This is a genomic window from Streptomyces sp. NBC_01465 (genome assembly GCF_036227325.1).
Classification (GTDB): domain Bacteria; phylum Actinomycetota; class Actinomycetes; order Streptomycetales; family Streptomycetaceae; genus Streptomyces.
The window spans coordinates 8248628-8272393 of the sequence record NZ_CP109467.1 but is presented as its reverse complement, the minus strand read 5'-3'; the positions used below and the strand labels follow the sequence as shown (position 1 = coordinate 8272393).

At 71.7% G+C, this 23766-nt stretch carries 20 protein-coding genes; 7 read left to right on the top strand and 13 right to left on the bottom strand.

All coding sequences use genetic code 11. The features are described 5' to 3' along the window. Window positions 1-53: 53 nt before the first annotated feature. Entirely contained in the window at window positions 54-710 is a 657-nt protein-coding gene (locus OG707_RS38300) for a zf-HC2 domain-containing protein (protein ID WP_329126487.1), read from the top strand. Here OG707_RS38300 and OG707_RS38295 read toward each other — a convergent pair. From OG707_RS38295 to OG707_RS38275, 5 genes are all read right to left on the bottom strand, one after another. Then, window positions 698-1540, bottom strand: coding sequence for an amidohydrolase family protein (locus OG707_RS38295; protein WP_329126486.1), 843 nt, complete (start codon window positions 1538-1540; stop codon window positions 698-700). The genes OG707_RS38300 and OG707_RS38295 overlap by 13 nt on opposite strands. 4 nt (window positions 1541-1544) lie before the next feature. Next, window positions 1545-1856: an L-rhamnose mutarotase gene (locus tag OG707_RS38290; protein ID WP_329126485.1), complete on the bottom strand. Its 312-nt coding sequence runs from the start codon at window positions 1854-1856 to the stop codon at window positions 1545-1547. Next, window positions 1853-2809: an aldo/keto reductase gene (locus tag OG707_RS38285; protein WP_329126484.1), complete on the bottom strand. Its 957-nt coding sequence runs from the start codon at window positions 2807-2809 to the stop codon at window positions 1853-1855. Before OG707_RS38285 ends, OG707_RS38290 begins: the two co-directional genes overlap by 4 nt. 24 nt (window positions 2810-2833) lie before the next feature. Next, a complete protein-coding gene (locus OG707_RS38280; protein ID WP_329126483.1) occupies window positions 2834-4180 on the bottom strand; it encodes a wax ester/triacylglycerol synthase family O-acyltransferase in 1347 nt (448 codons plus the stop codon). Between the two features lie 104 nt (window positions 4181-4284). Next, a complete protein-coding gene (locus tag OG707_RS38275) occupies window positions 4285-6357 on the bottom strand; it encodes a SpoIIE family protein phosphatase (protein WP_329126482.1) in 2073 nt (690 codons plus the stop codon). Window positions 6358-6484: 127 nt separating this feature from the next. Between OG707_RS38275 and OG707_RS38270 the strand changes: the two genes are divergently transcribed. Continuing rightward, on the top strand, window positions 6485-7306 hold the full coding sequence (locus OG707_RS38270; RefSeq protein ID WP_329126481.1) for a YndJ family protein: 822 nt from the start codon (window positions 6485-6487) through the stop codon (window positions 7304-7306). After that, window positions 7303-7851, top strand: coding sequence for a DUF1990 family protein (locus tag OG707_RS38265; RefSeq protein WP_329126480.1), 549 nt, complete (start codon window positions 7303-7305; stop codon window positions 7849-7851). Before OG707_RS38270 ends, OG707_RS38265 begins: the two co-directional genes overlap by 4 nt. Here OG707_RS38265 and OG707_RS38260 read toward each other — a convergent pair. After that, window positions 7844-10195, bottom strand: coding sequence for an alpha-L-fucosidase (locus OG707_RS38260; protein WP_329126479.1), 2352 nt, complete (start codon window positions 10193-10195; stop codon window positions 7844-7846). The two genes, OG707_RS38265 and OG707_RS38260, sit on opposite strands and share 8 nt — an antisense overlap. Window positions 10196-10291: 96 nt before the next feature. After that, window positions 10292-11497 (bottom strand): ROK family transcriptional regulator, encoded by a 1206-nt coding sequence (locus OG707_RS38255; RefSeq protein ID WP_329126478.1) that lies wholly within the window; start codon window positions 11495-11497, stop codon window positions 10292-10294. Between the two features lie 152 nt (window positions 11498-11649). On the opposite strand from OG707_RS38255, the gene OG707_RS38250 reads away from it, so the two are divergent. From OG707_RS38250 to OG707_RS38235, 4 genes are read left to right on the top strand one after another with little or no spacing between them, the layout of a single operon-like run. Next, window positions 11650-12690: a sugar ABC transporter substrate-binding protein gene (locus OG707_RS38250; RefSeq protein ID WP_329126477.1), complete on the top strand. Its 1041-nt coding sequence runs from the start codon at window positions 11650-11652 to the stop codon at window positions 12688-12690. An 8-nt stretch (window positions 12691-12698) separates the two neighbouring features. Next, window positions 12699-13424, top strand: coding sequence for an ATP-binding cassette domain-containing protein (locus tag OG707_RS38245; protein WP_329128195.1), 726 nt, complete (start codon window positions 12699-12701; stop codon window positions 13422-13424). Beyond that, the gene (locus OG707_RS38240; RefSeq protein ID WP_329126476.1) at window positions 13421-14593 is read left to right on the top strand and encodes a sugar ABC transporter permease; all 1173 of its coding nucleotides are present in this window, start codon (window positions 13421-13423) and stop codon (window positions 14591-14593) included. The genes OG707_RS38245 and OG707_RS38240 overlap by 4 nt, the downstream gene beginning before the upstream one ends. Continuing rightward, window positions 14590-15489 (top strand): ROK family protein, encoded by a 900-nt coding sequence (locus OG707_RS38235; protein WP_329126475.1) that lies wholly within the window; start codon window positions 14590-14592, stop codon window positions 15487-15489. The genes OG707_RS38240 and OG707_RS38235 overlap by 4 nt, the downstream gene beginning before the upstream one ends. Before the next feature lie 515 nt (window positions 15490-16004). Here OG707_RS38235 and OG707_RS38230 read toward each other — a convergent pair. The 6 genes from OG707_RS38230 to OG707_RS38205 form a co-directional block, all read right to left on the bottom strand. After that, the gene (locus OG707_RS38230; RefSeq protein WP_329126474.1) at window positions 16005-16844 is read right to left on the bottom strand and encodes an ABC transporter ATP-binding protein; all 840 of its coding nucleotides are present in this window, start codon (window positions 16842-16844) and stop codon (window positions 16005-16007) included. A 3-nt stretch (window positions 16845-16847) separates the two neighbouring features. Continuing rightward, complete coding sequence (locus OG707_RS38225; RefSeq protein ID WP_329126473.1) at window positions 16848-17942, bottom strand: FecCD family ABC transporter permease; 1095 nt, start codon at window positions 17940-17942, stop codon at window positions 16848-16850. Between the two features lie 2 nt (window positions 17943-17944). Next, window positions 17945-18970 (bottom strand): FecCD family ABC transporter permease, encoded by a 1026-nt coding sequence (locus OG707_RS38220; protein ID WP_329126472.1) that lies wholly within the window; start codon window positions 18968-18970, stop codon window positions 17945-17947. A 63-nt stretch (window positions 18971-19033) separates the two neighbouring features. Further along, the gene (locus tag OG707_RS38215; RefSeq protein ID WP_329126471.1) at window positions 19034-20095 is read right to left on the bottom strand and encodes an iron-siderophore ABC transporter substrate-binding protein; all 1062 of its coding nucleotides are present in this window, start codon (window positions 20093-20095) and stop codon (window positions 19034-19036) included. A gap of 25 nt (window positions 20096-20120) precedes the next feature. Further along, window positions 20121-21950 carry an ABC transporter ATP-binding protein gene (locus tag OG707_RS38210; RefSeq protein ID WP_329126470.1) on the bottom strand — a complete coding sequence of 610 codons (1830 nt, stop codon included), beginning with the start codon at window positions 21948-21950 and terminating at the stop codon, window positions 20121-20123. Then, entirely contained in the window at window positions 21947-23638 is a 1692-nt protein-coding gene (locus OG707_RS38205; protein ID WP_329126469.1) for an ABC transporter ATP-binding protein, read from the bottom strand. Before OG707_RS38205 ends, OG707_RS38210 begins: the two co-directional genes overlap by 4 nt. Window positions 23639-23766: the final 128 nt, after the last annotated feature.

Genomic DNA, 23766 nt, shown 5'->3' with positions numbered 1-23766 from the left:
TGAGTGATTCGGCGGCCGGGTGCGTACCTGGTGGTGAGCTGAGAGGACGAGGCATGAGGCCGCTGGAACCGCATCACGACGTCGGCGCCTATGCGCTCGGTGTACTCGGCGAGGCCGAGGCCTTCCGCTTCGAGGACCACCTCATGGACTGCCCCTACTGCGCCGGGCTGTTGGGCGATTTCGGGCGGATGGAGGCTCATCTCGCCTGGTACGCGCGGAGCACCCCGCCGGGCGCGGAGGCGATGGCCTCGGACGGCGGGCGGCTGCTGCACCGGGTGCTCGGCCTGGTGGAGGCCCGCCAGAGGACGGGCCGCAGACGGCGGTTCGTGCTGCTGGTGGCGGCCGTCGTGCTGGCCGCGGGCGGTGCCTTCGCCCTCGTACGGACCGGGGCCGGCGGGGCGGAGGGCGGGCAGCGGTGGGCGGCCACCGACCCGGCTTCGGGGGTGTCGGCGGTGGTCGCGGCGCGGCCCGCCGCCTGGGGCACGGAGGTGGGTCTTGACGTGCGCGACGAACCCCGGGCCACGACCTGTGTCCTGGTCGCCGTCGGGCGCGGTGGCGAGGAGCAGACGGTGGCCACCTGGTCGGCGTCGGACGGGAAGACCGTCCGGGCCGCGGGCGGGGCGGCCCTCCCGCTGGAGCGCATCGACCACTTCGAGGTACGGACGGCCGCGGGAGAGCGCCTGGTGTCGGTCGGGCCTCAGACTCCGTAGACGCGGGCGGCGGTCGCCCCGAAGACGTCCGCACGCTCGTCCGGGCTCAGTCCGTCCGTCAACGTGCGGGCCACTTCAAGGACTTCACCGTACGTGGCCGCCAGACGGCACACCGGCCAGTCGGATCCGAACATCAGCCGGTCGGGACCGAAGGCGTCGAGCACGGTCTTGGCGTACGGATGGAGGTCCTCGGCCGTCCAGGTGTCCCATGCGGCCTCGGCGACCATCCCGGACAGCTTGCAGACCGTGTTGGGGAGGGCGGCGAGCGCCCGCACCTGTTCGGCCCAGGGCTCCAGTGTCCCGGACGCAATCGGCGGCTTGCCCAAGTGGTCCAGCACAAAGGTGAGTTCGGGGTGCTGCGCCGCGGCCTTCGCCGCCGCGGGCAGCTGGTGCGGCAGGACCAGAAGGTCGTACGCAAGCCCGGCGGCGGCCACCGCCGCGAGCCCGCGCTGTACGTCCGGCCGGAGCAGCCACTGGGGGTCGGGCTCACCCTGCACCTGGTGGCGGATGCCCACCAGCCGGTCCCCGCCGGGGAGTTCACGCAGGGCGGCGAGCGTGTCGGCCACGTCCGGGGCGGTGAGTTCAGTCCAGCCGACGACCCCGGCGACCAGGTCGCTGCCGTCCGCGAGCGCGAGGAATTCCGGGGTCTCCTCGGCCACGGTGACCGTCTGTACGAGGACCGTGGCCGCGACCCCGGCCGCGCGCGCCTCGGGTTCGAGGTCGGCAAGCGTGAAGTCGCGCCTCAGTGGGGCAAGTTCGGGACCGGTGATCCAGTCCTGGTCCCGTACGGACAGATCCCACACATGGTGGTGGGCGTCGATGATCCGCATGCGCTCAGAGCTCCCAGGCGACGGGCAGTCCGGCCGAGGACCCCTCCGACGAATAGTCGTGGGCGACGTCGAGGAGCTGGTCCATGCGGGCCTGCCAGGCGATGTTCACCGGCAGCTTCTCCAGCTCGGCCAGCATCCGCGCGTAGTCCTCGCACTCGATGAGGTGGAAGAGGTCGGTGCCGCTGCGCCAGATCGTCCAGGAGGTGGCGCCCGCGGACCGTATCGCCGCGGTCAGCTCCTCGGGGACCTCGCGGTGTGCGGCTTCGTACTCCTCGATCCGGTCGGCGCGGACCTTGGTGTGCAGGGCGACTCTCAACTCGGCTCCTCGGTGTGCAGTTCGTCCCAGAGCGCGGCGGGGGTCTCGTGGCGCATCATGGCGGCGGCGTCGCGCACCTCGTCGGCCGACCGGGTGCCGACCAGGACGCTCGCCACGGCGGGGTGCCGGGCGGGGTAGCGGAGGGCCGCGGCCCGCAGCGGGACTCCGTGGCGGCCCGCGACGTCCTTCAAGTGCAGGGCACGGTCGAGGAGTTCGGTGGAGGCGGCGGTGTAGTTGTAGGTCGCGCCCGGCCGGGGGTCGGCGAGCAGCCCGGAGTTGAAGACGCCTCCCACGACGACGCTCTTGCCGCGCGCGGTGGCCTCGGGCAGCAGCTCGGCGAGGGCGGTGCGGTCGAGGAGGGTGTAGCGGCCCGCGCAGAGCACGGCGTCGACGTCGGTGTCGCGGAGGAAGCGGGTGAGCATCGCGGTCTGGTTCATTCCGGCGCCGATCGCGCCGACGACGCCTTCGGCGCGCAGTTTCTCCAGGGCCGGGTAGGCCTGGCCGAAGGCGGCCTCCGCATGGTCGTCCGGATCGTGCAGATAGACGAGGTCGATCCGGTCCAGGCCGAGGCGCAGCAGGCTGTCCTCGATGCTGCGGCGGATCCCGTCGGCGCTGAAGTCCCAGACGCGTCGGGCGTCGGCGGGGACGGCGAAGCCGTTGGCCAGGTCGTCACCCCCGCCCGCTGCGGGCTCAAGGATTCGTCCGACCTTGGTGGAGACGACGTACTCCTCGCGCGGCCGGTCCCGCAGCGCCGCGCCGAGCCGGCGCTCGGAGAGCCCCAGTCCGTAGTGCGGCGCGGTGTCGAAGTACCGAATGCCTTCGTCCCAGGCCGCGTCCACCGCGGCCCGGGCTTCCTCGTCGCCGACCGGGGTGAAGAGATTGCCGATCCCGGCCGCGCCGAAGGAGAGTTCGGTGACTTCGACCCCGCTGTGTCCGATCATGTTCCGCCGCATGCGACGAATATTCATCGGATCACTTCAGTGCGTCAACACCTCTGCGAGCAATTCTGCGAGCTCCTCCTTCATGCACGCCGCGAGACGGTCGGCGTCCGGCACCGCCTTGCCGTCGGCGACCAGCCCCACATGCACCCGACCGCCGTACGTGGAGAGCGCGACGGCGAGGGCCTGCCCGCGTGCCAGCGGGGCCATCGGATAGATCTCGCGCAGCGGGCAGCCGCCGAGCGAGAGGGTGGAGCGCGGCAGCGGGACACTGGTCACCAGTACGTCGAAGAGCACCCGGGCCGCACTGCCCGCCAACGACGCCCCGAACCGGTGCGCCAGCGGCGGCAGTTGATCGGCGAGAACGGCCACCGCACCGGCCCCGCGCGAGGGTCCGGCCGCCTTGTTGCGGTCCATGGCGTCACGTACAACACCGAGCCGCAGCCAGGGGTCCGGTTCGGAGACCGGCAGACCGACAAGGTAGGCCGAGAGCTTGTTCCCGGAGCTGGGAGGTGCGCCCGGGCGGCGCCGGGACACCGGCACCAGCGCCCGCGGGTCGGCGCCCGGGAGCTCCTCGCCGCGCTCCAGGAGCCAGCGCCGCAGCCCTCCGGCGACCGTGGCGATCAGCACGTCGTTCGCCGTACCGCCCACCGCGCGCCGGACCCGCAGCACATCGGTCTGGTCCAGTACGGCCGTCGCCATCCGCCGCGTCCCGCTCGAACTCGCGGTCAGCGCCGAGTCCCCCCACAGATCGAGCCTGCTGGCCCGCATCACCGAGGCCCCGATGCCCACCGCCTGCCCGAACTCCTCGATCCTGTCCCGTGCGAAGCCCGCGACCTGCCGCGGCCCCGGCAGCCACGAACGGGGCGGTACGGCCTTCCTCCGCCGGGTGCCGGCCACGGCACGCGCACCCGCGATCTGGTCGAAGATGCCGGCCCCGATCGCCACGGCGCGCATTCCGTCGGCGAGCGCGTGATGCATCTTCACCAGGACGGCGAAGGAGCCGTCTGCGCCACCCGTCAGCACGTACATCTCCCAGGGCGGGATCCCGCGCTCCAGCGGGCGCTCCATCAACTCCCCCGCGAGATCTCTGACTTCTGCGTCGAAGTCGGCTGCGGACAGCCGTACGAGCCGCACATGGCGGGTCACGTCGAAGTGCTTGTCCTCGCTCCAGGCGGCCCCGCCCACGGGCAGCCACACCCCCCGTACGCACATCCTCAGCCGGGGGATGGCGGCGGCCCGGGCGGCGAGGACGTTCACCAGTTCCTCGTCGCCGGAGCCTGGTGCGGGATCGAAGACGGCGAGCGCTCCCAGATGCATGGGGTGCTCGGCGGATTCGAGGTGCCAGAACGCGAGATCAAGCGGTGCCAGAAGCTCGGTGCTCAACGGATCCTCGATGTCATCGGAGGCGGGTGAACCAGCAGTCAATCGCCCACGGTCGGTTACGGTCAAGTACGTTCAGGATACGGACCGTTACCAGCGCGTATCCATCACATTGCCTCGCGCCGCGGCACGATGAACTCGCACCACACGCATTTACCGCTGCCTCGCGACTCGACTCCCCACACCTCCGCCAACCGGTCCACCAGCATCAGCCCGCGCCCCGAGACCCCCGACTCCCCCGCCTCACGGCGGCGCGGCAGAGCGCTGGACCGGTCCTCCACCTCGACGCGCATCCGGCGCTCGGGACCCGCGAGAACCCGGATCGTGACGATGGCCCCGCCGTCGGTGTGCATCAGCGCGTTGGTGATCAACTCGTCGGCGGCCAGCTCGATTTCATCGGACCTCTCCCGGGCGCCCCAGGCCCGGACCGCCGCACGGATCATGTGCCGCGCCGAGCTCAGCGCCTCCGGGTCGGCGGCGGCCACATGCTGCCGCAGCCGGCCGCCCGACTGCGGCAGGTCCCCGACCGTACGGCGCAGAAGCAGCAGCGCCACGTCGTCCGCGCCGCTGCGGTCGTCGACCACCTCGCACAGCCGGTCGGCCAGGAGCTGCAGATCCCTCGGGCCGCTCTCGACCGCCATCGACAGCGCCTGCATGCCGTCGTCCAGGTCCGCGCCGGGCTGCTCCACGAGGCCGTCGGTGTAGAGCAGCAGGGCATGTCCGGGGTCCAGCTCCACGGTGGTGACGGGGTATTCGAGCTGCCGGAACTCGGCGGAGAGCCCGAGCGGCAGTCCGCCCTCGACGGGCAGCCGTCGGCAGCTGCCGTCGGCGTGCCGCATCAGGGGGTCGACGTGCCCGGCGCGCACCACCTGGATGACGCCGGTGGACAGGTCGACCTCGGCGTAGGTGCAGGTGGCGAAGCGGTCGGTGTCCAGTTCGTGGAGGAAGACGGATGCGCGGGCCACGACGGTGGCGGGGGTGTGCCCCTCGGCCGCGTACGCCCGCAGCACGATGCGGAGTTGGCCCATGACGGCCGCCGCATGGGTGTCGTGCCCCTGTACGTCGCCGATGACGGCCCCGACCCGGCCGCCGGGCAGGGGGATCACGTCGTACCAGTCACCGCCGATGTCCCGGCCGAGCCGGGCGGAACGGTAGCGGACGGCGATCTCCGCCCCCGCAACCTCGGGGATGCGGCGAGGCAGCATCGCCTGCTGGAGCCCCTGGGCCAGGTCGTGCTCCTGTTCGTAGAGCATGGCGCGCTGCAGGCTCTGGGCGATGGAACTGCCGAGGGCGACCAGAAGGTTGCGCTCGTCGCTGGTGAAGCCCGTCTTGTCGCGGTAGAGCAGCCCGAGCGCGCCGATGGGGCGGGCCTGCGCGATCAGCGGCAGATACGCGGCGGCGGTGATGCCCAGGCCGCTGATGTGCGGCCACAGGCCCGGGTAGGAGGTCGCGAAGTCCTCGGGCGACTCGATGAAGCGGGGTGCGAGGGTGCGGATCACCTCGCTCATCGGGTACGGCTCGTCGACCCGGGTGTAGCGCGTGCCGGGCACGAAGCTGTTCTCCGGCCCCTCGGCGACGAGGTGGATGCGGCCGGCCTCGTGCAGACCCATGACCAGGCTGGTGGCCCCCAGGTGTTCGAGGCCCTGCGAGTCCTTCAGTACGTCGATGACGTCGCGGACGGTGCGGGCGTGCGCCAGGGCCGCGGTGGTCCCCTCGACGAGGCTCGTACGGCGGCGTCGCTCGGTGTCCAGCTCGTGGCGGGCGGCGGACTCGGCGAGCTCCTGGGCCGCGTCGCGGACGATGCCGATGATGCGGTGCGGCCGGCCTTCGGCGTTGCGGCGGATGAAGCCCTGGGTGTGGACCCAGCGCAGGAAGCCGTCGCGGCCGCGGACGCGGAAGTAGGCGCCGTAGGTGGTCGCGCCGTTCTTGAGTGCCTGGGAGACCATCGCGTCGAGCCGGGTGCCCTCGTCGGAGGGGACGCGGCGGCCGAGGGTCTCGGGGTGGCCGTCGTACTCGTCGGCGTAGAGGTCGAACACGTCGAGGGCGGACTGATCGAGGTGCATCAGTCCGCTGTCGAGATCCCAGTCGAAGCTGCCCATCCGGTTCAGGGCAAGGCTCAGATCCGGGTGTGCGGGCCAGTCGTCCGGAAGGGACGAAGTGCCCGCCGTCCGATCCACCATGGAGCCACTCTGCCACGGTTTGTCCCATTACTCGAACGGTCGGGGATTCGGACTTGAACACGTTCAATTCACGGTCTACGCTCAAGCTGCGTCTTGAACGCGTTCAACCAAGGGGTGGGGGGAACAGATGTCCGTACTGGTCGATCTGATCGTGATGCTGGGGATGCTGGTCGTGGTCCCCGCGGGGCTGCGGCTGATCGGCGACCCCCGGCTGGATCCGGTCCGTCGGCTCTGGCCGCTCGCGGCGGTGCCCGGCGCCCTCTCGCTCTGGCTGGAGCGCGGTCCGACGGCGACCGCCCTGGCCTCGGTCTACGCCCTGGCCACCGTGTTCCTCGCGGCGCACGCGCCACTGCGGCTGTACCGCAACCGCTCCCTCGCCGCCGCCGAGATCGCGGTGCTCACCGCGCTGGTCACCCCGTCCGTCGCCGGCCTCGCCCTGGTCGCCGAACGCTCGGGGCACGAACTGTTCGGCTTCGGCCTGGGAATCCTGGCGCTGACCGTGCCGCACTTCCACTTCGCCGGATTCAGCGCGGCCCTGGTCGCGGGCCTCTGCTGCCGGACGAGCGGCGGACGTACGGGAAAGCTGGCCGCGCTGAGCGTGCCACTGGGAACGCTGCTCGTACTCGTCGGCTACTTCGTCGACGACTGGGCAGAACTCGCAGGGGCACTTGTCCTCACTGCGGGCATGTGGGCCGTTTCGCTGCTGACCTGGCGGGACATTCGTACGCGCGGCCGGGACCGGCTGACGCGGGCGATGCTCGCCACCGCCGCCGGTGTCCTGGTGGCAACCATGCTCCTCGCGCTGAGCTGGGCACTCGGCGAGGCCACCGGAATTCCGCATCCCACCCTGACCTGGATGGCCGCCACTCACGGCCTCGGCAACGCGCTCGGCTTCGCACTCTGTTCGGTGCTGGCCTGGCGTCGCATCAAGGAGACTGCTGCCGTATGAATCTTCTGAGCCGGATGAACCGGACCGACCGCTCGGGCGCCCTCAACTACGAGGAGCGCGGCGCCACCCGCCTGCTCCCGCTGCCTCCCGGCTACCACCACCTCCAGGTCCGCTCCCCCGTCGGTCACGGCCGCGCGGCGTTCGAGGCCGCGGGCTCCGCCGTGACCGGCTGGCGGATGCACCGCGCCACGGGTGCGCGGGTGACGGCGGAGGTTCCGCGCGTCGAGCCGGAGACGTTCGTCGAGGTGTCGCTGGGGTTCGGGCCGCTGCGGTTCCGCGCCCCCTGCGAGGTGATCTGGACGGCGTACGAGAGCGAACGGACCGGGTTCGCGTACGGCACCCGCGCCCGCCACCCGGAGTGCGGCGAGGAGTCGTTCGTGGTCGAGCTGGCCGCGGACGGGACCGTGTGGTTCACGGTCACTGCCTTCAGCCGGCCCGCGAGCTGGTACACCCGGCTCGCGGGCCCGCTGGTCCCGGTGCTCCAGCGGGCCTACGCCCACCGGCTCACCGCGGTCCTCCGGCGGATCGCCGACGGCGCTACCTGATCTGCTCGATCTTGAAGACCCAGGCGTAACGGCCCGCGGCCCTGGCACCCGCGGGCACGTCGATCACCATTTTCCCGCCGCTCGTACGCCAGTTGAGCGGCCGGCCGTAGCCGAGCATGGTCACCTTGTCGCCGCTGCGGACCGGTACCGGCGCCTCGACGGTGAGCATGGCGCCGGGCTGTGCCAGCGAGTGGATGTAGAAGGCCTTGCCCGGCTGGACGGTGAACCGCAGGTCCTCGCCCAGCTCCGGCATCCGCGCCCAGTACGTACTGCCGTAGATCGCCTCGCCGTTGACCTTCAGCCACTGGCCCGTCTCGCGCAGCCTGGTCTGCATGATCTCGGGGATGGTGCCGTCGGCGCGCGGCCCGATGTCGAGCAGGAAGTTCCCGTTCTTGCTCGTCGCGTCGACGATCGTGTGCACGATCTCCTCCGCGGACATGTACATGCTGTCGGGGGTGGCCTGGTTGTACCCGTAGCTGAACGGGTCGAGACCCCGGCTGGCCTCCCACTTGTCGGTGACGACCGAGTCGTACGTCGTGTACTCGGGCGTCGTGAAGTCGTGCGGGCCGATGCCCGAGCGGTTGTTGACCGTCACCTCGATCGGCCGGTTGCGGTTCTTGGCGTGGTTGAAGTACTCGGCCAGGACCCGGTGGCTGTCGTTCACGCCGCCGATGTCGCACCAGATGATCTCGGGGTCGTAGCCCTCGATCAGCTCCAGCATCTGCGGGGCCTGGAGGTCCTTCACGTAGTCCTTGCCGGCGGTGTAGCCGGTGTACGGGACGGGTTCCAGGGTGTACGGGTTGCGGGGCGCGTGGCCCATCCAGGGGTTGTCGGGGTTGAACCACTCGGGCATCGAGAAGTACAGGCCGCGGTGGAGTTCGGGCGCGTACGTCCGGGACGCCTCGAAGAGCTCCTTGATCAGGTCGCGCCCCGGGCCCATCTTGACGGCGTTGCGGTCGGAGACCTTGGAGTCCCAGAGCGCGAAGCCCTCGTGGTGCTTGGAGGTGAGGACGTGGTACTGCGCACCGGCGTCGCGGAAGAGCTCGACCCAGGAGCGCGGGTTGAAGTTCTTGGCCGTGAACTGCGGTATGAAGTCGTCGTAGTTGAAGTTCTCGCCGTACACCTCGCGGTGGTGGGCGTAGGTGGGGTTGTTCGGGTCCTGCATCTGGTCCCAGTACCACTCGGCGTACTGCTTGCCGACCGGCGCCCAGGCGGGCACGGAGTACACGCCCCAGTGGATGAAAATGCCGAATTTGGCGTCCTGGAACCAGTACGGGGCCTGGTGGGTGGAGAGCGAGGCGTCGGTGGGCTGGAAGTCCGGCACACCCAGAGTGAGTTGACTCGGTGATGCCGCCGCCTCCTGGCCGCGGCCGCGGGCCACGACCCGGCCCGACTGCTGGGTTCCCGGCTCCACGCCGGGCCTGCTGCGGATGCCGATGCGCACTCTGGCCTGGTCGCCGGGGGCGAGCCGCGGGATCCGGGCGGGCTGGACCGTACGGGCGCCCGCCACGTCGACGGAGACGGTGAGCGCGTCGGAGGCGAGGATCCCGACGGTGCCCGCGTTGACGACGGTGGCTTCCACGCTCTGGGCGCCCGAGTCGAGGGAGCTGGTGGTGGAGTGGGCGGCGCGCAGGGTCAACGCCCGCCCGTCGGCGGCCGGTTGGAGCGAGAGCGCGAAGACGTGGAGCGATGACTTGTTGGCCTCGGCCGGGTTGGTGGTGGGCAGGGTGACGCCCACGATCTCCTTCGACGGGTCGATCGCGACCTCGGAGACGCCGAAGGAGACGCGGTTGGCGTCCTTGCCGCCGGACGGGTTGTAGCGGTAGGGGGCGGAGAGCGGTCCGCTTCCGGAGTACCAGTCGGGGCCACCGAGACCGGCCGTACCGGTCGAGCCGTCCGCGTAGTGCAGGGTGGCAGGACCCGAGGCCGCGCCGTAGCTGCAGGCGACGAGGAACGAGCCGGAGAGATACCGGCCCCGGGGAAGGTCGATGCGCTGCCCGAGGGCGACGATGTTGTTCTTGGCGCCCGCCGTCGAGGCGGGGAAGAGGAACGGAACTCCGTCCAACTGCACTGGCCCTGCGGGGAGTTCCTCACCGGGGAAGGTGTATCCGGAACCGTCGAAGTTGCCGCCGCGGGCGTCCGCGGTGTCGATGCCGTCGTTGTCGAACCACTGGTCGAGCGGTACGGGGACGGCGGCCGGGACCGTGCCCCAGTCGCCTCTCACTTCTCCGACCGTGTCTGCCGTTCTTGGATCCGCATCGGCCGTTGCCGGGGTGAGAAGGGCGGCGCCGACTGCCGCCCCCGCCGTCATTCCGAGTACATGGCGCCTGGGAAGTTCGGTCATGAGGTCCGATGATTGGAGCGCGATGACCGCCTGTCAATACACTTCACCGCACAGAAAGGAACTTCCCTCACTCTGACATCCGATGACTGCTGAGTGTCAGTCAGAAGCCAGGGCCCGCTGGAACACCAGGTCACGCGCCTGACGCAGCCCGGTGGCCAGCGCCCCGAGAACCACCGCGTCGTCGCCCAGCGCCGACGCCTCGATCCGCGGCGGACGCAGGGGCACCAGGTCGCCGAGCCGCTCCCGCACCGGACCCACGAGCAACTCCCCGCCGTGCGCCCCGATTCCGCCCCCGAGCACCACCAGTTCCGGGTCGAGTACGGCGATGACACTGGCCAGGGCATGGGCGAGATGGTCCGCCTCGGCCTCCACGACCCGTAGTGCCGTCGCGTCCCCGGCCCGTGCGGCATCGAAGATCCGCTTCGCACTGATGCGCCCGCTCATGCCGAAGCGCCGGGCCACGGCGACCACCGCGTCGGCGGAGGCGACGGACTCCAGCAGCCCCCGGCGGCGGGACACGGGCCCGGCGGCGAGGGGATCGCTCTCACCGAACGGCAGATACGAGATCTCGCCAGCCGCACGCTGCGCACCGCGGTGGAGCCGTCCCCCGAGAACAACTCCCAAGCCGATGCCCGTGCCGATCGACATGAAGACGAAGTCGTCGACGTCGCCGCCCAGGCCGTGCGCCTGCTCGCCGAGGGCGGCCAGATTGATGTCGTTCTCGACGAGGAAGGGCGATCCTGTCACTGTACGGAGCCGGTCCACGGAGCCCGGCCGGTTCCATCCGGGCAGATTGGGCGCGAGACGCAGCACTCCGGTCCGCTGGTCGTGGGTGCCCGGGGTGCCGAAGACGGTGAACGTGACGGCCTCCGGACCGATGCCCGCCTCCTCGGTGATCTCCCGTGCGAGCGACTCCAGTTGGGCCAGCAGACCCACGGCGCTGCGCGCCCTGGAGCGCACATCGCGGCGGACCACGGTCTCTCCCGTGAGGGTGGCGAGGGCGATCCGCACGAACGACCGGCCGACGTCGAAGGCCATCACCCAGCCGGCCTGCGGATGGATCTCGTAGAGCTGCGCCGCCCGGCCCGTTCCGCCGGTCGCCAGACCCACGGACCGCACCACGCCCACGCGTTCGAGATCGGCGAGTGCGACGGAGATCGTGGGCTTGGAGAGACCTGTGGCGGCCGCCAACTGGGGCCTGGAGACCGGGCCGTGGCGCAAAAGCTGCTCGAAGAGCGCCCGTTCGTTCATGATCCGCAGCACGCTGGTCGAGTTGGCCGTCGGATCGTCGTGTCCGGTCATCGCTGCCCCCTTCGTGAAGGACTCTCCCTTTCTTCGGCAGAGACCTTGCCAAACTCTGCCAACGGTCCCACATTCGAAGGGAACTCAGCTCAGCCTTCGGCCCTCACCACGAGGAGAGGCTCATGCGCGGTGGATGGATAGCCTTGCCGGCCGTGGCGTTACTGCTCGTCGCCGGCTGTTCCGACAGCGGAAACTCTTCCGGCAGCGGGAAGAACCCGACGATCGCCCTGCTGCTTCCCGAGTCCAAGACCACGCGCTACGAAGCCGTGGACCGCCCGAAGTTCGAGGCGAAGGTCAAGGCCCTCTGCCCCGGCTGCAAGGTGCTGTACTTCAACGCCGACCAGGACGCCCCCAAGCAGCAGTCCCAGATCGAGGCGGCCCTCACCCAGGGCGCGGACGTCCTCGTCCTGGACGCCGTGGACGCCGCGGCCGTCGCCCCGCAGATCCATGCGGCGCAGCAGAAGGAGGTCCCGGTGCTGGCGTACGACCGGCTCATCACGGGGATTTCGTACGACGCCTTCGTCTCCTTCGACAACGTCAGGGTCGGCGAGATGCAGGGGCAGGCCCTGCTGGATGCCATGAAGGCGCGGGGCGTCACGGGAAAGCCCGGGATCGTGATGATCAACGGGGCCAAGACGGACCCCAGTTCGGCCGATTACAAGAAGGGTGCGCACAGCGTCCTCGACGGCAAGGTGACCATCGGCCGGGAGTACGACACCCCCGACTGGAGCCCGGACAAGGCTCAGGACGAGATGGAGCAGGCGATCACCGCGCTCGGCCGGGACTCCGTGGCCGGAGTCCTCTCCGCCAACGACGGGATGGCGGGCGGCGCCATCGCCGCGATGAAGCGCGCCGGATACGCAAAGCTGCCGCCGATCACCGGACAGGACGCCGAACTGGCCGGTGTACAGCGCATTGTGACGGGCGATCAGTACATGACCGTCTATCTCGACATCCCCGCGCAGGCCGCACAGTCCGCCGAGACCGCCGTGGCGCTCGGCCGCGGCGAGAAGATCAAGGCGCCCACGACCGTGAACAACGGCACCGCGGGGATCCCCGCGTACATGCTCAGCCCCACCGCGGTCACCAAGGAAAAGATCAAGGACACGATCGTCAAGGACCGCTTCTACACGGTGGACCAGATCTGCACCGCCGCCTTCGCCACCGCGTGCACGGCAGCGGGGCTTCGGTAGTGGCGGCCCTGCTGGCCGTGCGGAACGTGGTCAAGCGGTACGGTCCGGTACGCGCCCTCGCCGGGGTGGACCTGGACGTCCGCGCCGGTGAGGTGGTGGCACTCGTCGGGGACAACGGCGCCGGAAAGTCCACCCTGATCAAGGTGGTGTCGGGGGTCACGCACGCCGACGCGGGCGAGATCACCCTCGACGGGCGCCCGGTCACCGTCCGCGGCCCGCACGACGCCCAGGCGCTGGGCATCTCCACCGTCCACCAGGACCTGGCGCTCTGCGAGAACCTGGACGTCGTCGCCAATCTCTTCCTCGGGCACGAGGAGCGCCGCTTCACCTGGCTCCGTGAGCTGCGCATGGAGCGCACCGCCCGCGATCTGCTCGCCTCCCTGGACGTACGGATACCCGAGATCCGCACCCCCGTCGCGGCGCTCTCCGGCGGTCAGCGCCAGTCCGTCGCCATCGCCCGTGCACTGATCGGCGCACCCCGACTGGTGATCCTCGACGAGCCGACCGCCGCCCTGGGGGTGGAGCAGACCGCCCAAGTCCTGTCCCTGGTACGGCGATTGAGGGACCGGGGTCTTGCGGTGCTGCTCATCTCGCACAATCTCGTCGACGTCACCGCGGTGAGCGACCGGGTCGTCGTGCTCAGGCTCGGCGCCAACGCGGGCGAGTTCCGGACGCGGGAGGCGACGCAGGAGATGATCGTCGCGGCCATCACGGGTGCGGGGTACGCGTCATGAAGGCGTACGCGGCCGCCGCCCGCCGGGGGCTGGCCGGGCGGGAGCTCGGGGCGCTGCCGGTCACCGTGGCCCTCGCCGCCGTCATGGCCGTCTTCTCCTCCCTCAACAGCCACTTCCTCTCCCCCGAGAACCTCACCAACCTCGCGCTGCAGATGGCCGCGACGGGCACCATCTCGCTCGGTGTGATCATGGTGCTGCTGCTCGGCGAGATCGATCTGTCGGTCGGTTCGGTCAGCGGTCTGTGCGCCGTCGTGATGACGATCCAGACGGTCCGCCACGGCCTCCACCCGCTGCTCGCCGTCCTGCTGGCGCTGGCGGCGGGCGCGGCGATCGGGCTGCTGCACGGGCTGATGTTCACCCGTATCGGCATGCCGTCCTTCGTCGTCACCCTCTCCGGACTGATCGGCTGGCAGGGCCTGTTGATCTATCTCCTCGGCAAGGGCGGCACCATCAATCTGCCCTTCGACGGATCGATCGCGAAGCTCAGCGACACCTGGCTGCCCGACGCCCTCTCCTGGACCCTGGTCGCGGTGATCACCGCGGCGTACGCGGCAGCCGCCCTGCTCACCCGCCGTGCACGGGCCGCGCTCGACCTCCCCGTGGAGCCGGTGCACCGCCCTGCCCTGCGCGTCGCGGCCCTCGCCGTGCTGCTGGCGGTCGTCGTCCGTATCCTCACCGCCGACCGGGGCGTCCCGCTCACCCTCGTGATCTTCGCCTCGCTGGTCGTCGTCCTCGACGTGCTGGTCCGGCACACCGTGGCGGGCCGCCGGATGTACGCGGTCGGCGGCAACGCGGAGGCCGCTCGCCGCTCCGGCATCAACGTCCCCCGGGTCCGCACCCTCGCGTTCGTCGCGTCCGCCACGATCGCCGCGTTCGGCGGGGTCCTCGCGGCGAGCCGCCTGTCCGCCGTCAACCAGAACTCGGGCGGCAGCGACATCCTGCTCAACGCCATCGCGGCCGCCGTCATCGGCGGGGTGAGTCTCTTCGGCGGGCGGGGGCGTACCTATGCCGCTCTGCTCGGCATTCTCGTCATCCAGTCGATCACCAACGGCATGCTGCTCCTGAGCGTCGACTCCTCGGTCCGCTTCATGGTCACCGCGCTGGTGCTCGCCCTGGCCGTGGCCCTCGACTCGCTGGCCCGCAAGGGCCGTCCGGAGGGGCTGGGATGACGCCCGGCTTCGTCCTGGGCATCGACTTCGGCGGTACGAAGGTGGCGCTGGCCACCATGGACACGGCGGGCCCGGTCCCCCGCGTCCTCGGCCGGACCCGCCTGCCGACCGCGGGCCCCGGCGGTGCGCAGGGGGTTCTGCGGCGCTCCCTCGCCGCGGCCGGCGAGCTGGTCGCCGGGACCGGAGGAGCACTGACGGGGGTCGGTGTGGCCACGATCGGCGTGGTCGACGGCGAGCGGATCCGGCTGGCCCCGACCGTGCCGGGCTGGGAGGACCTGGACCTCCCCCGGCTGCTGCGCAAGGAGTTCGGGGGACTGCCGCTCCGGATCGACAACGACGTCAAGGCGGCCACCGCCGCGGAACTGCGCTGGGGGCGGCTGAGCGGTGTGAGCAGTGGCCTCTACCTCAACATCGGCACCGGTCTGGGCGCCGGGATCGTGGCCGGGGGGCGGGTGGTGCCCGGCGCCCACGGGGCGGCGGGCGAGATCGCCTATCTGCTGCGTACCCCGGACGAACCGGGCTTCGCCGCGGGCCGCGCCCCGCTGGAGGAGCATGTCTCGGGCGCCGCCCTCGCTTCCCGCGGTGCACAGCTGCTCGGCGCCCCCGTATCGGCGGCCGCGCTCTTCGCCCGGTGGCGCGAGCCCCAAGTGCGGTCCCTGCTCGACGAGTCGGTGTCCGCGCTCGCCGCGGCGGTGGCGAATCTCTGCATCGCACTGGATCCGGAGCGTGTGGTGGTGGGCGGCGGTCTGATGGGGGCGGGGCGGCCCCTGCTGAAGCGGTTCCGCACGGCGCTGGACGCCGCGGTCCCGTTTCCGCCCGAACTCACCCCGGCCCGCTTCGTGGACGAAGCCGCACTGTACGGGGCGGTGTCGCTGGCGATGGACGTCAGGAGTTGAGGAAGCCCCGGCCCCCGGCGGATGCCGGGGGCCGGGGCGGGCGAGTCGCTGCTAGTCGATTCCCTGCAGGATGTGGGGCTCTGCCAGGTCTTCCTCGTAGCCGGCCAGCCGGATGGGCGCCGATCGGGCCCAGACATCGAGGCTGAGGAGCTTCTCGGGCCCTCGGGCCCGATCGCTTCGGTCTGCCGGACGCTTCTCGCGTTGTGTCGTTTCAGGTGTCACCGCGCACTCCTTTGTGCTCGCGTAACCGCATGGGCAAGGGCAGTTCGGACGCGGTGGCGCCGGTTGTCGGGCGGGACCGCGGCCGTGGTGCGTGCCTGTCCCAGAACGGGCCGGGGAGACTGGTAGGTCTCCTCCGGCTGTCCGTCGAGAACAGAGTAACCAAATGAGCGGGGTACCGCTCGATGATGCACGCCACCGCTGGACGATGCCTGGGGAACTGCTCGAATCGGGCCGTCCCTTTCACGCCAATTTTTCCGCTGTCTGCCCTTTCGGTGGGACGCCGGATTCCGGTGTCAGCCGGGAAGTTTCGCCGCAGGCTCCCTGTTCTCGGCGGGGGCATGGTGCCGGCCCACCGGGATGACCAGCGGCGTTGAGCTGACCGGGTCCGTCGTCACCTGGCAGCGGAGCCCGAAGACGTCCTCCACGGTGGTAGCGGTGATGACGTCGGCGGGGGCGCCCTCCGCGACGATCCGGCCGGACTTCATGGCGATCACATGGTCGGCGTACCGGCAGGCCTGGTTGAGGTCGTGCAGCACCATCACCACCGTGCGTCCCTCGCGGCGGTTGAGGTCGGTGATCAGGTCGAGGACATCGATCTGATGGGCCAGGTCGAGGTACGTGGTCGGCTCGTCGAGCAGCATCACCGGGGTGCCCTGTGCGACGGCCATGGCGATCCAGGCGCGCTGGCGCTGGCCGCCGGAGAGTTCGTCGACGGCGCGGTCGGCGAGCTCTGTGGTGCCGGTCGCCGCGAGCGCGTCGTGCACCGCCTGCTCGTCGGCCTTGGTCCACTGCCGCCACCAGGTCTGGTGCGGGGAGCGTCCCCGGTTGACCAGGTCGATGACGGTCAGCCCCTCGGGGGCGACGGGTGACTGCGGGAGGATGCCGAGCCGCTGGGCGAGCTCGCGGGTGGGGATGGAGTGCAGGGCGCGGCCGTCGAGGGTCACCGTCCCCTGGCGGGGTGTCAGCAGTCTGGCCAGGGCGCGCAGCAGCGTCGACTTGCCGCAGGCGTTGGCCCCGACGATGGCGGTGATACGGCCCGGCGGGACGGCCAGGTCGAGGCCGGTGACGACGGCCCGGTCGTCGTAGCCCAGGTGCAGGCTCTCGGCCCGCAGTTCGGGATCGGCGGTGGACATCGGTCAGCCTCCTGAGCCCGCGCGGTTGACGCGGATGAGCAGCCAGAGCAGCACCGGGGCGCCGAGCACCCCGGTGACGATCCCTACGGGCAGTTCGGTGCCGGGGATCAGTTCGCGTGCGACGACGTCGGACGCGAGGACGACGAGGGCGCCGGTGAGTCCGGCGGCGAGGGGTGGCGGCCAGGCCGTACGGCAGAGCCGCTGGGCGATCTGCGGGGCGGCGAGCGCCACGAACGCGACGGGTCCCGCGGCGGCGGTCGCGAAGGCGACCAGGCCGACCCCGGTGAGCAGGACGACGAGGCGCACCGCCTGGACCCGGGTGCCGAGCCCCTTGGCGACGTCGTCGCCGAGCTGGAGCGTACGCATGAGCCGGCCGATCAGCAGGGCGGTGGGCGCCAGGACGGCGAGGGCGGCGGCGAGCGGTGCGGCCTGCTGCCAGTCGCGGCCGTTGAGGTTGCCGACGAGCCAGCCGAGCGCGGCCTGGGCCTGGAAGCGGCCGCCCCTGGCGAGCAGGAAGTCGGTGGCGCTGAGGCAGACCCACGACACCCCGATGCCCACGAGGATGATCCGGTAGCCGGTGGTGCCGCGCCGCCAGGCGAGCCCGTAGACGAGCAGTGCACTGGCGAGGGCGCCGAGGAGTCCCAGTGCCTGGGTGCCGAGTCCGAAGTCCCAGCCCAGCACGATGCCCGCGACGACGGCGGTCCCGGCGCCCTGGGTCAGTCCGATCATGTCGGGGCTGGCCAGGGGGTTGCGGGTCATGGTCTGGAAGAGGGCGCCGGACATGCCGAACGCGATGCCGGCCAGGAGGCCCACCATGGCGCGGGGCAGGCGCAGTTCCTGGACCACCAGGAGCGTGCCCGGGTCGCCGGATCCGGTGAGGGCGCGGGCGACGTCGGCGAGCGGGATGCCGTACTCGCCGACGGAGAGGTCCCAGCAGAGGACGAGGAACAGTGCGACCACGAGCCCGGCGCAGACCACGAGTTGGCGGGGCCGGAGGAAGCCGGAGACGGGCGGGAACGTGAGCCGGAAGGGACGGCCGGCACCCGCGGGGGCGCGGGGTGCCGGTTCGGCCGTCGCGGGTGTGAAGTCGGTGGACACGGTCAGACCTCCGCGAGCCGGCGCCGGCGGACCAGGGCGATGAAGAACGGTCCGCCGATGAACGCGACGATGATTCCGGCCTGGATCTCCACGGGCCGGTCGACGACCCGTCCCAGGATGTCGGCGGCGAGCAGCAGACCGCCGGCCAGCACCGCCGAGAGCGGCAGCAGCCAGCGGTGGTCGGGCCCGAGGCCCGCGTACTGGGCGAGCACCCGGGCGACGTGCGGCACGACCAGGCCGATGAAGACGACGGGGCCGATGACGGCGACGGCCGCACCGGTGAGCAGGGTGACGGCGACGACGCCCTGGAGCCGGACCAGTCCGAGCCTGCGGCCGAGCGAGGCGGCGACGTCGTCGCCGAGCGCCAGGCTGTTGAGGGCCGGGGCGCTCGCCAGGGCGAGCAGGGCGCCGACCGCCAGGAAGGGCAGGATCCGCAGGACGGTGGAGGCGTCCTGGTCGGCGAGCGAGCCCGCCGACCAGAAGCGGTACCGGTCCAGCGCCTCGGGGTCGGTGAGGACGACGGCACTGGTGAGCGACGACAGTACGGCGGTCACCGCGACCCCGGCGAGCGCGAGTTTCACCGGGGTCGAGCCCGAACGCCCCAGCCGGCCGAGGAGATAGACGACGATGCTCGCCGCCATCGCGCCCGCGAAGGCGAACCAGACGTAGCCGAGGAGCGAGCCGATTCCGGCCACCCCGGCGGCGAGCACGATGGCGAAGGCCGCGCCCGCGCTCACCCCGAGGATGCCGGGGTCGGCCAGCGGATTGCGGGTCAGCGCCTGCATCACTGCGCCGGAGAGGCCGAGCGCGGCACCGGCCACCAGACCGAGGGCCGTGCGCGGTACCCGTACCGACCAGACGATGTCCTCGACCCGGGTTCCGACCGGCTGACCGGTCAGTGCCCGGATCACCTGGCCGGGCGGGATCTGCAGGGCGCCGAGCCCCAGCGACAGCAGGCACAGCGCGAGCAGCCCGAGGGTGAGAAGGGCCACGAGCAGGGCGGGGCGCCATCGGGCGGGGCGGGTCACGGGGCTGACTCCACGACGGGGTTCCTCACGGGTGGTTCGCTGGGGTACGGAGGCGCGGCGCGGTCAGGACGCGGGTGCGGAAACCACGGTCGCCGGCTTGCCGTCGACGGCGGCCGTCAGCATCGGGACCAGCCGGTCGACCGTGTAGGGCAGGCTCAGCGGGCTCACGAAAGAGATCGCGCTGCCGAAGGTGCTGCTCTCCTTGACCAGCACTTCGCGGCCCTGCTGGGCGACGGCGAGCTTGCCGTAGAGCGGGTCGGCGTGGAGCTTCTTGCCGTCCTTGGCGGGGTCGGTGACGATCCAGACGATGGCCTTGGTGTCGAGCAGGTCGGTGCGCTCCTTGCTGATGTTGGCGCCGAACGCGTCGCCGACGACCTTGCTCAGATCGGTGGGGAGCGTGAAGCCGAGGGCGTTCAGGAGGCGGGAGCGGTTGTCCTGCGGGCCGTAGACGTACATGCCCTCGTACGGGGTGGCCATCACGGCGGTCGCGCCCTTGAACTCCGGGTGCGCCGCTGCCGCGTCGGCGATGTGCTTCTCGGTCTTCGCGACCAGCTGCTTCGCCTCGTCGGGCCGGCCGAGCGCCTTGCCGACCTGCTCGGTCTGGTCCTGCCAGGAGATGCTCCAGTCCGGACCGTCCTTGGGCTGGGCGACGACCGGAGCGATCTTGGAGAGGGTGCGGTACTGGTCCTTGGTGAGGCCCGAGTAGAGGGCGAGGATCAGGTCGGGGCGCAGGGCTGCGATCTTCTCGACCTGGGGTCCTGTGCCGTTGTCGTGCAGGACGGTGGGCAGCGGCTTGTCGCCGAGGGCCTCCTTGGCCCAGGGTCCGACGGCTCCCTTGAAGTTGCCCAGCCACTCGGTCGTGCCGACCGGGACCTTGCCCAGCGCGATGACGGCGTCCTGGTCGGAGAGACCGACGGTGACGATCCGCTGGGGCTCGGACTTCACCGTCGTGGTGCCGTACTTGTGCGTGAGGGTCGCCGGGAAGGCGCCCTTCTCCGCCGAACTGTCGGACACCGGGGCGGTCTTGTCGTCGCTCGAGCCGGAGCCGCAGGCCGCGGCTCCGAACAGCAGCAGGGCGGACGCGGCCACGGCTGTCAGCCGGGTGCGCTGGAACAAGCGGAACATGACGGAGTCCTTCGGGGTGGTGGGTTCAGGAGTGGGTCGTGCTGCGGCTGCCGGACCAGGCCTGCCAGAGCGTCGCGTACGGGCCGCCCGCGTCGCGGAGTTCGTCGTGCGTACCGCTCTCGACGACCCGGCCGGACTCCAGCACGACGATCCGGTCGGCGGCGACGGCCTGGGTGAGCCGGTGGGCGACGATCAGGGCTGTGCGTCCTGCCAGGGCGGCTTCGGCGGAGCGTTCCAGGTCACGGGCGCCCGCGCTGCCCGCTTCGGCTGTCGCCTCGTCGAGTACGGCGACCGCGGGGTCGGCCAGCACGAGGCGGGCGAGGGCGAGTTGCTGGGCGCGGGCGGGGTCGAGACGGTGGCCGCCCTCGCCGACGACGGTGGCGAGGCCTTCCGGCAGCGCCTCGGCCCAGCGCAGCGCGTGCACCGTGGTGAGAGCGGTGCGCAGTTCGTCGTCGGTGGCGCCTGGCGAGGCGAGACGGAGGTCGTCGGCGAGCGTCCCGGTGAAGACATGGACTTCCTGGGTGACCAGGGCGACGGACGTGGTCTCGCCGTGGCCCGTCACGGTGACCGTGCCCTCGGTGGGCTGCTGGACGCCGGCGACGAGGCGGGCGAGGGTGGATTTTCCGGCCCCGCTGGTGCCGACCAGCGCCACGTGCTCGCCCTGCCCGAGGGCGAGGGAGACCTGGTGCAGGACGGGGCGGCCGGACCCGTAGGCGTGACTCACGGCATTCACGGTGACGGCGGCGCCTGCCGCTGCGGGTACGGTCCGCTGTCCGTCAGCTCCCTGGTCCTCGCCCAGATCGGTCACCCCGACCAGCCGCGCGAGTCCGGCCGCCGCCGACTGCGCGTCGTCCAGGAGCACCAGTGCGGCGTTGACCGGTCCGAAGAGGCTGTGGAAGTAGAGGGCGGCGGCCGTCGCCGTGCCCACCGAGACCGCCCCGTCGTCGACGAGGAGGTATCCGGTGACGAGTACGGCGGCCAGGCCGATGTACTCGGCGATGTGCAGGCGCTGGTAGAAGCCGAGGACCAGGTCCACGCTGCGCATGGTCAGTTGGACCGCCTTGCGGGAGCGCCCCGCGGTGCGCTCCGTGTGCTCCCTCTCGAGCTGATGGCCCCGTACGGTCGCCGCGCCGCCGATGGTCTCCAGGAGCTGTTGCTGCTGGGCGCCGTTGGCGACGCGCTGTTCGGCGTAGAGGGAGACGGCCCGGCGTACGTACCAGCGCGCGGTGAGCACTTGCACGGGTACGGCGAGGAGAGCCGCCAGCAGGAACCGTACGTCCAGCAGTGCCATGGCCACGAGGGTGAGCACGATGGCGAGGACCGAGCGGGCCATCTCGGGCAGCGCCGAGCGGACCGCCTCGGCGACCCGGGCGACGTCGCCGGTGACGCGGGCGGTGAGGTCCCCGGAGCCGGCGCGTTCCAGGCGGTCGGCGGGGAGTTGGAGCGCGCGGTCGACGAACTGCTCGCGCAGGCGGGCCAGTACGGTCTCGCCGAGGCGGGCCACCTGGGTCAGCCCGAACGTCGTGGTGATCCCCTGGCCCACGGCGACCAGCACCAGGAGGACCACGGGCAGGGTGAGGGCGGAGGCGGGACGGCTGTCGGCGACGATGTCGACGATGTGGCCCAGGATCGGCTGGACGAGCAGTCCGATCGCGGTCGCGACGACCAGGAGACCGAGCCCGAGAACGGCCCGGCCCCGGTCCGGGCGGACGAGCGTGCGCAGGGCGGCCCGGGTGCGGGCTGCTGTGGCGACGGGCAGGAGTTCCCGTTCGACGGCAGAGGTGTCTGCGGCGCCTTCGGTCACGGTGTCGCTGTCGCTGTCGGGGAGGGCCGGTATGCCGGAGACCGTGGTCATGTGAGTACCGCCGCACGGTAGACGGGATGGTTGCGTACGAGGTCCTCGTGGGGGGCCTCGGCGGTGACGGTGCCGCCGTCGATCAGAACGACGCGGTCGGTGGCGGCGAGCAGCGCGGGGCTGCTGGTGATCAGGACCGTGGTCCGGTCCGCGCGGGCGCGGCGGATTCCGGCGGCGATCCGGGCCTCGGTCGCGGCGTCCACCGCGGTCGTCGGGTCGTGCACGACCAGGACGCTGCGGTCGGCGGTCAGGGCGCGGGCCAGGGCGACGCGTTGGCGCTGTCCGCCGGAGAGCGAGCTGCCGCGCTCGCCGACCCGGCCGTCCGTGCCGCCGGGAAGGGCGGAGGCGACTTCGTCGACGGCGGCCGCGTCCATCGCGGGCCGGGGGTCGGCTCCCGGGGGTGCGGCCGCGGTCACGTTGTCCATGAGGGTTCCGTCGAAGAGCTGGGCGTCGTGCTCGGCCACCAGCAGGGCCGAGCGCAGGGATGCGGGGGCCAGTTCGGCGAGGGGTACGCCGTCGAGTTCGACGCGGCCCCGGTCCGGGTCGCAGCGCCTGGCCAGGCAGTTCAGGAGGACCGTCGCGTGCGCGGGGTCGGTGACGACGATCCCGAGGTGTTCGCCGGGCCGTACGGTCAGGTCGACGGAGTGAAGCGCCCCGTGGCCGAGTCCGTGCAGCCGCAGTTCACCGGTGACGGGTGAGCCGACCTCGGCGGTGCCGCCGGCTGTTTCGCCGGGAGCGCTCAGCACGTCGGCGATCCGCGCGGCGGAGGCGCGCGCCTTGGCGAACTCGGCGCCGACCCAGGCCAGCATACCGATGGGGCCGGGCAGGAAGAGGGCGAGACCGACGGCCGAGACGAGGGCGCCGAGGCCGATGGTGTCGTTCAGCACGAGCCGTCCGCCGACGAGCGCGACCAGGGCGATGAACGACCCGGTGAGGGTGAGCATCAGCCCGGTCTGCAGGGCTTCGGCGCGGGCGGCGCGCACGTTGGCCGCCAGGGAGGCCTGACTGGTGTCCCGGTAGCGGTCGACGGCGGCGCGTTCGGCCCGCAGTCCCTTCAGTACGCGGATCCCGGCGATCAGGTCGGCGGCGACCCCTGAGGCGTGCGCGGCGCGTTCCTGCTCGGCTTCGCTGCGGTGCTCCAACGGGCGGGCCAGGAAGTGGCCGAGGGCCATCAGGACCGGAGCGCCCACCAGGACGAGCAGCCCCAGCGGCAGGGAGGCGCGGAGCAGGAGCACGGCGCCCGCCACGACTCCGACGACGGCCGCGATGCCGAGGGTCAGGGCCATGTTGAGCGCTCCCACCCTGCGGGCGTCCTCGGTGGCCACGTTCACCAGCGCCCCGGGCGGCCGTCCGGCCTCGGCGCCGCCGTGCGGGGCGAGGACCCGTCCCACCAGGTCCAGGCGCAGCTCGTGCGCGGCCTGTTCGGCGGCCCGCTCTCCGGCCTTGCAGCCGAACCGGAAGCCGAAGGAGAGCACGGCGTAGACGGCGGCGAGCACCACGAGCCAGCCGGCGAGGGCTCCCCCGTCGGGGCGCACCACGGCCCGGTCGACGATCAGGCCGATGAGGACCGGTACGAGCGCCTCGCCGGTCTGGTGCGCGGCGCCGAGCACCGATCCGACGACGACGTCCCTGCGCTGTCCCGCGACGGCACGGCGTATGACGCCGCGTCCGGACTCAACTGCCCCCACTGACCTGCCCCTCAGCACTCACCCCCGACCAAAACGAAGGCAAGGCTAACCTAAACATCAGGGGATTGGCAGCCCGGCCCCCGCGGGAACGAGTAGGGAGGGTTAAGGCCCCGTTGGCCCGGGCGACA